The sequence below is a fragment of the Pseudorhodoplanes sp. genome, from assembly GCF_035565795.1.
Classification (GTDB): domain Bacteria; phylum Pseudomonadota; class Alphaproteobacteria; order Rhizobiales; family Xanthobacteraceae; genus Pseudorhodoplanes.
This window is the reverse complement of the sequence record NZ_DATMRV010000205.1, coordinates 1-9,034: the sequence shown is the minus strand read 5'-3', so window position 1 is coordinate 9,034 and position 9,034 is coordinate 1. Positions and strand designations below refer to the sequence as shown.

The window sequence follows — 9,034 nt, the reverse complement described above, 5'->3', positions numbered from 1 at the left end:
TTGGTGCCCAGGAGAGGACTCGAACCTCCACGGCTTTCACCACTGGTACCTGAAACCAGCGCGTCTACCAATTCCGCCACCTGGGCAACGGGCAGAGACATAAGTTGCGAGGTCCGCCATTGTCAACGATGGGACACCTATACAGGCCGAAATCCTTGCGGTATCCCGCATGAAACGCGCCCGCGGTGGAGACCAAGGCAGCTTTCATGGCGATTCAGACCAATTCCGACACCCTGATCACGGTTTTCGGCGGCTCGGGTTTTCTCGGCCGTCACGTGGTGCGAGCGCTGGCCAAGCGGCGCTATCGCATCCGCGTCGCGGTCCGGCGTCCGGAGCTGGCCAACTATCTCCAGCCGCTTGGCACGGTCGGCCAGATCCAGGCGGTGCAGGCGAACCTGCGTTATCCCGCCTCGGTTGAAGCTGCGATCCGCGACGCGTCCGTGGCGATCAATCTGGTCGGCATCCTGTTCGAGCGGGGCCGGCAGAGTTTCGAGGCCGTGCAGCATTTCGGCGCTGAACAGGTTGCCCTCGCCGCCAATGCCCATGGGGCGCGCCTGCTTCACGTATCGGCCATCGGCGCCGACGAGCATTCGTCCTCGCTCTACGCGCAGTCGAAGGCGCGCGGCGAGCAGGCCGTCCGGGCGGCGTCTCCCGGCGCGGTGATCGTGCGGCCTTCGGTCGTGTTCGGACCCGAGGATGATTTTTTCAATCGCTTCGGCTCGCTCGCGCGGTTCCTGCCGGTGCTGCCGCTGATCGGCGGCGGCCAGACCCGTTTGCAGCCGGTCTATGTGGTCGATGTCGCGGAGGCGATCGCCAATCTGGTCGAATCCGGCGCGGGCGCCGGCAAGACCTATGAATTCGGCGGGCCGGAAGTGAGCACCATGCGCGAGATTATGGAATACGTTCTCGCGGTCACCGAGCGCAGGCGGCTGCTGATGCCGCTGCCATTCGGTCTTGCAAAAGTGCAGGCCTGGTTCACGCAGTTCCTGCCGAACCCGCCGCTGACGCCGGATCAGGTCGAGCTCCTGCGGACCGACAATGTCGTGTCCGAAGAGGCGATCCGCACGCACCGCACGCTTCAGGGCGTCGGCATTGCACCCGCGTCATATGAGGCGATCGTGCCGAGTTACCTGTGGCGGTTCCGCAAGACCGGTCAGTTCCGCACTGGCCGCTTCGCCTGAAACTCCGGTCAGAAGCCGACCGCGAGCAGAAGCAGCCCGATCGAGCCGACGATCACGCGCCACCACGCGAACAGTCCGAATCCGTGCTGCGAGACGTAGTTGAGGAACGTCTTCACCACGAAATAGCCGGACACGAACGAGCAGGCGAAGCCGATCGCGACCAGCAGCACATTGCCCGACGTCAGCTGATCGTGGTTCTTGATGAGATCGAGCGTGAATGCGCCGGCCATCGTCGGCATCGCGAGAAAGAATGAGAATTCCGCCGCCGACCGCTTGTCGGCGCCGAGCAACATCGCCGACACGATGGTCGCACCGGACCGCGACACGCCGGGGATCATCGCGAAACACTGGCAGACGCCGATGATCAGACACATCGGCAGCGAGAACTGCATCACGTCGCGATATTTGGGCCTGAAGTCCAGTTGATCGACCCAGAGCAGCACCGCGCCGCCAGCGATCAGCGTGAAACAGACCACCCACGCGTTGAAAAGATAAGACTTGATGAGCGAGTGCGCAGCCGCACCGATCAACGCCGCCGGCAGGAACGCGACCAGGACGCCGATCACGAAATTGCGGGACGCCGGGTCGGAAAACATGCCCGTCGCGAGGCGCCACAATTTGTGGAAGTAGATCGACAGGATCGCGAGAATCGCACCGAGCTGGATCAGCACCACGAAGGTCTTGCCGAAATCCTCGTCGCCGAAACCGAGAAAGCGCTGCAGCAGCAGCAGATGTCCGGTGGAAGATACAGGCAGGAACTCAGTGAGACCCTCGACGATGCCGAGGATGGCCGCCTTGATCAGGTCGCTCATAGCCGATTAGCCCCAACGCGCATCCCGGTTCGGACACCGGGCCACGGCCCTTGTGACGCGAAGCCGGCCCCCCGGCAACGAAATTTCCGATAACTCAACACTTTGCCGCTTTTTACAGCATTATCCGCGGCATCACTGTCATGATTCGCAAAGTCGATGCTGACCCTTTTCCACCACCCCTTCTGCCCGCATTCGCGTTTCGTGCGCCTCGCGCTCGGGGAATTCGACCTCGAAACCGAGCTTGTGGAGGAGCGCGTCTGGGAGCGGCGGGAGGAATTCCTGATCCTCAATCCGGCCGGACAGACGCCGGTGCTGATCGTCGAAGATCTGACGGCCGTCCCGGGCCCGACCGTGATTGCCGAATTCCTTTCGGAGATGCACGGCTCGCTCGGAGACGGCGTGGCGGATCGCAACCTGATCGGCCTCGATCCGGCCCAGCGGGTGGAGGTCCGTCGCCTTGTGTCCTGGTTCACGGAGAAGTTCGCGGCCGAGGTGTCGGCGCCGCTCGTCAACGAACGGCTGCACAAGCGCTTCATGACGCCCGACCAGGGCGGCGGCCCGCCCGATACGGACGTGATGCGCGCGGCGCGCAAGAACGTGCGTTATCATCTCGCCTATATCGACTGGCTTGCCGGCCAGCGCGATTGGCTGGCGGGCAATCGCCTCACTTTTGCGGATCTCGCGGCCGCGGCGCATCTGTCGGTCGTCGATTATCTCGGCGACGTGCCATGGAGCGAGCGTGAGCACGCCAAGAACTGGTATGCGCGCATGAAATCACGGCCCTCGTTCCGGCCGATCCTCGCCGACATCTCTGGCGCGTTCCCGCCGGCTGCGCACTACGCCGATCTGGATTTCTGATTTCGCCGAAGCGGCTCAGTGGCGCGACTGGCTCGCGGCAATGGCGCGCGCCTTCGGGCCAGGCCCGCGCATGTAATGGCGCTCGGGACGATACCGGTTCTGGAGCTTCAGGCGCTTCATGAGCGATTGCAGGGCCGCAGTGATCTTGTAGATCATCGTCTTGTTCGATCGTTGGCGCGGGCCGGCCCCCCGCATGGTTTACAGCCGGTTTACGTGGTTCGACGCATGCGACAACGTTAGCTCTCAAATGCGAACGATTCGTTAAACACTTTGCCAATGACGGGATGACCGGTGATTCGCATCCGGTGACCCCACGCGGCCCCTTTTCGTTCGCGATGCGGCCGTCTAGCCTGTCGTCCGCATGCCGCACAGCCAGCCCAATTTTCTTCTGTTCATCACCGATCAGCACCGCGCCGATTATCTCGGCTGCTACGGGCACCCGATCCTGCGAACGCCGCACATCGATTCGATTGCGGCCGGCGGAACGCGGTTCCGGAAGTTCTATGTCGCAAGCCCGGTCTGCATGCCGAACCGCGCCTCGCTGATGACCGGCCGGATGCCGGCGGTGCATGGCGTGCGCTCGAACGGGATTCCGCTGTCACAGGACAGTGTGACGTTCGTCGACCTCCTGCGCGACGCGGGCTATGACACCGCGCTCATCGGAAAGAGCCATCTGCAGAACTTCACCGGCATTCCGGCGACGTCGAAGCCCGCTCCACTGCGCGATGGCTATCGCCAACCGTCGCCCGGCTTGCGGCAGGCCATGCGCATCGACCTGACCGGAAAGATCTACGGACAGGAAACGCCGTCCTACTGGGAGGAGCCGGGCGCGCATATTGCGACCCCGTTTTATGGCTATGGTCATGTCGAGATCGTCACCGGACATGGCGACGCTGTCGGCGGTGATTATCGTGCGTGGCTGCACGAGAAGGATCCGGCTGCGCTCAGGCTGCTTGGCCCGGAGAACAGCGCACCGCACGATTACGTGGTGCCGCAAGCCTACCGGACACGGATCCCCGAAGAACTCTACGCGACCAACTATCTCGCCGAGCGCGCCGAGGCGTTTCTGAATGCCCGCAACGCCGGCCGCGATCCGTTCTTTCTCACCGTTTCGTTTCCCGATCCGCACCATCCGTTCAATCCGCCCGGCAAGTACTGGGACATGTACAAGCCGGAGCAATTCCCGGTGCCCGAGGCGTTCCGCCGGAATGACTGGACGCCGCCGCCGGAGGTGCAGCAGGCGCTCGACGAACGCGCGAGCGGAAAGGCCAACATCCACGGCATGCGGACCATCGGCACCACAGCGCGCGAGGCGCAGGAAGCACAGGCGCTGACCTGCGGCATGATTGCCTGCATCGATGACGCGATCGGCCGCGTGCTGCGTGCGCTCGATGCGTCAGGCCAGCGCGATAACACGGTGGTGATCTTCACCACCGATCACGGCGACCATCTCGGCGATCATCGCCTGCTGCTGAAGGGATCCGAGCAATATCAGAGCATCCTGCATGTGCCGTTCATCTGGTCGGATCCGCAGGCGCCTGCCCGTGTTGCGACCGATGCGATCGGCTCGACCATCGACATTCCGGCAACCGTGCTCGATCGCGCACGCATCGCGCCCTATGTCGGCATGCAGGGCAAAAGCCTCCTCCCCGCCATGGGACCGGAGGGACGGCCGGTGCGCGATTGCGCCTTCGTGCAGTACGAGCACCAGATGCCGGACAAGGATGTCGATCACATGCCGCGCTGGCACACGATCGTCGATCAGCGCTACCGCATGACCGTGATGTCGGATTCAGGTCTCGGCGAATTGTACGATCTCGAAACCGATCCCGGCGAGTTCGACAATCTGTGGAGCAGCGCCGAGCACGCAGGCATCAAGGCGCAGCTGATGGAACGGCTCGTGCAGCTCGAGATCGAGCATACCGACACGGTGCCCTACCCGACCGGGCGGGCGTAGATACCCCCTCTTTCCAGAGGGAAGAGATCAATCCGCCTTGAACCCGGTCTCGTCGACGATTTTGCGCCAGCGCTCGATCTGGGTCTTGATGTCCGCGGTCAGATTGGCGGGACCGGTGACGCCGGTGGCTTCCATTCCCTGCACTTCGAATTTCTGCTGCACATCGCGATCGCTGTGCGCCTTTTCGGCGGCCGCGATATAGGCCTTCACGATCGGCTCGGGCGTGCCCTTCCTGGTGAGAAGGCCGAACCACACCATCGCGGTGAATTCGTCATGTCCAAGCTCCGCGAAGGTCGGCACATCGGGCAGAAAGCGCGAGCGCTTCGGTGAGGTCACGGCGATTGGAATCAGCTTGCCCGCCTTGATGTGCGGAATTGCGTTGCCGACCTGCATGAACCCCATCAACGCGTGGCCGGCAACGATGTCCTGTGTCTGCGGGCCGGAGCCCTTGTAGACGATATGCGCGAGGTCGAGCCCGAAACGCTTGTTGAGTTGATGGCCGAGGAAGGCCGACGGCGTGCCCGGACTGAACGATGCATAGCCGAGCTTGCCGGGATTGGCCTTCACCCAGGCGATCCACTCATTGAGGGTCCTGGCCGGCACGCTCGGATGCACGGCGAAGACGAGCGGCGCTTCGACGCCCTTCACGATCGGAATGAAATCGTCGATCCCCCAGCGCAGATTCCTGTACGCGCTCGGATTGATCTCCGTCATCGCCTGCGTGCCGACCCACATCCATGTCCCGTCGGCCGGCTGATCGACGACGAATTGCGCGGCGATGGTGCCGTTCGCACCCGGCTTGTTCTCGACAATGATCGTGCGGCCCAGGGTCTTTGACATGTGCTCGCCGACAATGCGCGCATAGGGATCGAGAATGCCGCCGGGAGCCGAGCCCACCATGATCTTGATGATGGCAGGCGGCTCTTGCGCGAATGACTGGCTAGGGGCGTTCAGGACAATCGCAACGGTCGCAATGGCGAAACCGATCCGGCGCAGAAAAAACATCGGCAGATTCTCCCGAGCGCAAGTCTTCTCGTTCGCGGCGCCCTGGCGCCACGCGATCAGTGTCCGGGAGAGGAACGGGAAAGGCAAGGGCCTGCGAAGGCCGCCAATGCGGCAAGCAGGCGAGACAGTTGCGACGTGTCAGGCCTGCGCGATTTCGCCGTCGATGGTCTTGTGATCGGGGCAATGCGCCGCTTGCCACACCGGACCAAGATCGACGACCTCGGCTTCAAGGCATTCAACTTCAAGCCGCAATGCACCGCCACCTGAGAAGGACAGCGTCACCACGCCGCCCGGCGCCTGGGTCTCGCTGAATTCGACCGCGAGAAGATTGAGCACCTGCTCCTTGGCTGAACAATCGAGGCTCTTGCATTTGCAGGACAGGACGCGATCGAACCGCAGCGCGGCACGGCGGCGTTGCCAGGCGGGAGTCTCGCCGACAGCGGCCTCCCAGTCGAACCGGTTCAGCGCGATAACCACCCGATTTTCGTTCGGGCGCCAGAGCACCTCGCCGATCTTCACCACCGCATCCTGTAGATGCGCGGATACGACTTCCAGGTCCTCGTTATCGAGCGCGATGAGCTTTAGCATGTCCATGACGCGGCCTTTTGGGTCGGTCGTTTATGATTTCGCAATTCGCCCTGAGGGCTAGTTAGGCAAAGGGCCATGATGTCGCAAGGGGCCCAGGCGGGAAAAGACACGGGCTGGGCACGAGGTTAACCGCTGATTCGTTCGACCTGACCGCCGCATGCGGTGAGCTTGTCCTCCAGCCGCTCAAAACCGCGATCGAGGTGATAGACCCGGTTCACGATGGTCTCGCCTTCGGCGGCCAGAGCCGCAATCACCAGCGATACGGATGCGCGCAGATCGGTCGCCATGACCGGCGCGCCAAGCAAACGATCCACGCCTTCGATCGTCGCTTCCTGACCATCGAGCGAAATGCGCGCGCCGAGCCGCGCCAGCTCCTGCACATGCATGAAGCGGTTTTCGAAGATCGTCTCGGTGATGCGTGACGTACCCTTGGCCTTTGTCATCAGCGCCATCAATTGCGCCTGCATGTCGGTCGGGAAGCCCGGGAATGGCTCGGTGGTGACTTCGACCGGCTGAAGCCCCGCACCGTTGCGTGCGACGCGGATGCCCTCGTTGGTGGTCGTGACGCTGGCACCAACCTGCGTCAGAACATCGAGCGTGGATTGCAGCAATTCGGCGCGCGCGCCCTGCAGCATTACGTCGCCGCCGGTCATCGCCACAGCCATCGCATAGGTGCCGGTCTCGATCCGGTCCGGCACCACGTTGTGCCGCGCCGGCCCAAGCCGCGAGACGCCGCGGATCTCGATGCGGGAGGTACCCGCGCCGGAAATCTTCGCGCCCATCTTTACGAGGCAATCGGCAACATCCACGACCTCAGGCTCTTGCGCCGCGTTCTCGATCACGGTCGTGCCATTCGCGAGCGATGCCGCCATCAGCGCGACATGCGTGCCGCCGACCGTCACCTTGGGAAACACGATCTCGCCGCCGCGCAACCCGCCTGACGGAGCGCGCGCAACCGCATAGCCCGCTTCGATCTCCACCTTCGCGCCGAGTTGCTCCATCGCCATCAGCAGAAGATCGACCGGCCGCGTACCGATCGCGCAGCCACCGGGCAGCGACACCTTCGCCTCACCCATGCGCGCCAGCAGCGGCGCAATGACCCAGAAGCTCGCGCGCATCTTCGAAACGAGATCGTAGGGCGCGGTGGTGTCGACGATGTTCGCGGCCGAGATCTTCACCGTCTGACCGGAATGCTCACCATCACCGGCGCGCTTGCCGGACAGCATCACGTCGACGCCGTGATTGTTCAGGATGCGCTGCAGTTGAACCACGTCCGCGAGGTGCGGGACGTTCTCCAGGATCAGCATGTCCTCGGTCAGGAGGCTTGCGATCATCAGCGGCAGGGCTGCATTCTTCGCGCCGGAAATCGGAATAGTGCCGTGCAGCGGCTTGCCGCCGGTGATGCGAATGCGATCCATTGATCCCCCTCAAGCAGAACGCGAGCGTTCAACCCTAGCGCAATACACGCCCCGGTGGGGCGGAATATGGCGCGTCAGCCCTTCCGGTCCGAGCTCTCCCCAGCCTGCTTCTTCGAATCGGGGCCTGCCGCGCGCTCGCGAATCTGCGCCTTCCGGCGCTTCAGGTTTTCCCGCAACGCCTTGGCCAGGCGCTCCTTGCGCGGGTCGATTTTGGCCGGCCCGGTGTTCTCGTCCATAGGGGCGAAAAAGCCGAAATCTCCGATGGACGCAAGGGCGGGCGAACACACCGCTGATCTCGCAGATTCGTGACCCGATTTCGCACCTTCGCCGGAGTTCCCGCCCCGGCACGACGGCGAAGGCGGCTCCATATTCGCCCGGATATTGGAAGGAGATTTGAGATGCGGACGCTTCTGACTTTGGCCGTAGCCGGCCTGTTCCTTGCGCCGGCGGTGGATTTCGCCGCGGCACAGACCCGCCGCCCCACAGCCACACCCCCACGCGCGCAGCAGGCGCCGGTGACAACGCCGTCAAATCCCTACGGGCTGTCGAATTGCGCCGAGCGCCCGTTCGCGCGCGAGTGCGACCGGCGCGGAACCTGGTGAGTCGGCTGGCTCCAGTCCGGAGCGGGTCCGCGCGTTGCATGACCGCAAGATACAAACAGCAGCGCACGAACGGAAAAGCGTCGATGCGGCCCTCGCTTTATCTGCAGCGGACCACTCGTCCGGAGACAGGCCCAAGGAGATGGGCCCAAGGGAGACAGGCCCATGCGTAACTTTTCCCGTCTGACCATCGCCGCTGCCCTGATTGCAGCGACCGCGACCGCAGCCGCCGCGCAGACCCATGGTCGTGCCTACAACCCTCACGCAGCGCAGCGAATTCAGGTCGCCCCTGATTCCGTGTCCGACCCTTATGGGGAAAGGCCGCGCGACCCCAACAGCACCGTGCCCTGCAGCGAGCGGCCGTTCGCCCAAGGCTGCGACAAACGCGGCTTCTGGTAGCAAACCGGCGCCGGGTACCCGGATTTGGGGCCAGGACCTGCAAAAATGTCCCGGCGATGCTTGCCGGGCCACCCGGCTGCGGGTATGAACGCCGCCGCAGCCGCGCCATAGCCACTTGGGCCGGACGTCGAGGCTGTCCACGCTGCCGTAGCTCAGTGGTAGAGCACTCCCTTGGTAAGGGAGAGGTCGACAGTTCAATCCTGTCCGGCAGCACCAT

At 63.6% G+C, this 9,034-nt stretch carries 11 protein-coding genes and 2 tRNA genes; 6 read left to right on the top strand and 7 right to left on the bottom strand.

Annotation, left to right across the window (positions count from 1 at the left end):
* Position 1: 1 nt before the first annotated feature.
* Positions 2-86 (bottom strand) — tRNA-Leu (locus VNZ93_RS18275).
* A 126-nt stretch (positions 87-212) separates the two neighbouring features.
* On the opposite strand from VNZ93_RS18275, the gene VNZ93_RS18270 reads away from it, so the two are divergent.
* Positions 213-1,181 carry a complex I NDUFA9 subunit family protein gene (locus VNZ93_RS18270; RefSeq protein WP_325708351.1) on the top strand — a complete coding sequence of 323 codons (969 nt, stop codon included), beginning with the start codon at positions 213-215 and terminating at the stop codon, positions 1,179-1,181.
* 8 nt (positions 1,182-1,189) lie between these two features.
* Here the strand turns inward: VNZ93_RS18270 and VNZ93_RS18265 are convergent, their stop codons facing one another.
* Positions 1,190-1,993, bottom strand: coding sequence for an undecaprenyl-diphosphate phosphatase (locus VNZ93_RS18265; RefSeq protein ID WP_325708348.1), 804 nt, complete (start codon positions 1,991-1,993; stop codon positions 1,190-1,192).
* Positions 1,994-2,149: 156 nt separating this feature from the next.
* Here VNZ93_RS18265 and VNZ93_RS18260 point away from each other — a divergent pair, with 156 nt between their 5' ends.
* The gene (locus tag VNZ93_RS18260; RefSeq protein WP_325708346.1) at positions 2,150-2,851 is read left to right on the top strand and encodes a glutathione S-transferase family protein; all 702 of its coding nucleotides are present in this window, start codon (positions 2,150-2,152) and stop codon (positions 2,849-2,851) included.
* Between the two features lie 15 nt (positions 2,852-2,866).
* Here VNZ93_RS18260 and VNZ93_RS18255 read toward each other — a convergent pair whose 3' ends face one another.
* Positions 2,867-3,007 (bottom strand): hypothetical protein, encoded by a 141-nt coding sequence (locus VNZ93_RS18255; protein WP_325708344.1) that lies wholly within the window; start codon positions 3,005-3,007, stop codon positions 2,867-2,869.
* A 205-nt stretch (positions 3,008-3,212) separates the two neighbouring features.
* Between VNZ93_RS18255 and VNZ93_RS18250 the strand changes: the two genes are divergently transcribed.
* Positions 3,213-4,808, top strand: a complete 1,596-nt coding sequence (locus tag VNZ93_RS18250; RefSeq protein ID WP_325708342.1) for a sulfatase family protein — start codon at positions 3,213-3,215, stop codon at positions 4,806-4,808.
* A 27-nt stretch (positions 4,809-4,835) separates the two neighbouring features.
* Here the strand turns inward: VNZ93_RS18250 and VNZ93_RS18245 are convergent, their stop codons facing one another.
* From VNZ93_RS18245 to VNZ93_RS18230, 4 genes are all read right to left on the bottom strand, one after another.
* The gene (locus VNZ93_RS18245) at positions 4,836-5,813 is read right to left on the bottom strand and encodes a tripartite tricarboxylate transporter substrate binding protein (RefSeq protein WP_325708338.1); all 978 of its coding nucleotides are present in this window, start codon (positions 5,811-5,813) and stop codon (positions 4,836-4,838) included.
* A gap of 138 nt (positions 5,814-5,951) precedes the next feature.
* Complete coding sequence (locus VNZ93_RS18240) at positions 5,952-6,407, bottom strand: DUF2948 family protein (RefSeq protein WP_325708335.1); 456 nt, start codon at positions 6,405-6,407, stop codon at positions 5,952-5,954.
* Positions 6,408-6,526: 119 nt separating this feature from the next.
* On the bottom strand, positions 6,527-7,819 hold the full coding sequence (gene murA / locus VNZ93_RS18235; RefSeq protein ID WP_325708332.1) for a UDP-N-acetylglucosamine 1-carboxyvinyltransferase: 1,293 nt from the start codon (positions 7,817-7,819) through the stop codon (positions 6,527-6,529).
* A 74-nt stretch (positions 7,820-7,893) separates the two neighbouring features.
* Positions 7,894-8,055 (bottom strand): hypothetical protein, encoded by a 162-nt coding sequence (locus VNZ93_RS18230; protein ID WP_325708330.1) that lies wholly within the window; start codon positions 8,053-8,055, stop codon positions 7,894-7,896.
* 162 nt (positions 8,056-8,217) lie between these two features.
* Here VNZ93_RS18230 and VNZ93_RS18225 point away from each other — a divergent pair, with 162 nt between their 5' ends.
* The 3 genes from VNZ93_RS18225 (at position 8,218) to VNZ93_RS18215 (ending at position 9,033) form a co-directional block, all read left to right on the top strand.
* Entirely contained in the window at positions 8,218-8,421 is a 204-nt protein-coding gene (locus tag VNZ93_RS18225; RefSeq protein WP_325708327.1) for a hypothetical protein, read from the top strand.
* Between the two features lie 162 nt (positions 8,422-8,583).
* Entirely contained in the window at positions 8,584-8,817 is a 234-nt protein-coding gene (locus VNZ93_RS18220; RefSeq protein ID WP_325708324.1) for a hypothetical protein, read from the top strand.
* A gap of 141 nt (positions 8,818-8,958) precedes the next feature.
* Positions 8,959-9,033 (top strand) — tRNA-Thr (locus tag VNZ93_RS18215).
* Position 9,034: the final 1 nt, after the last annotated feature.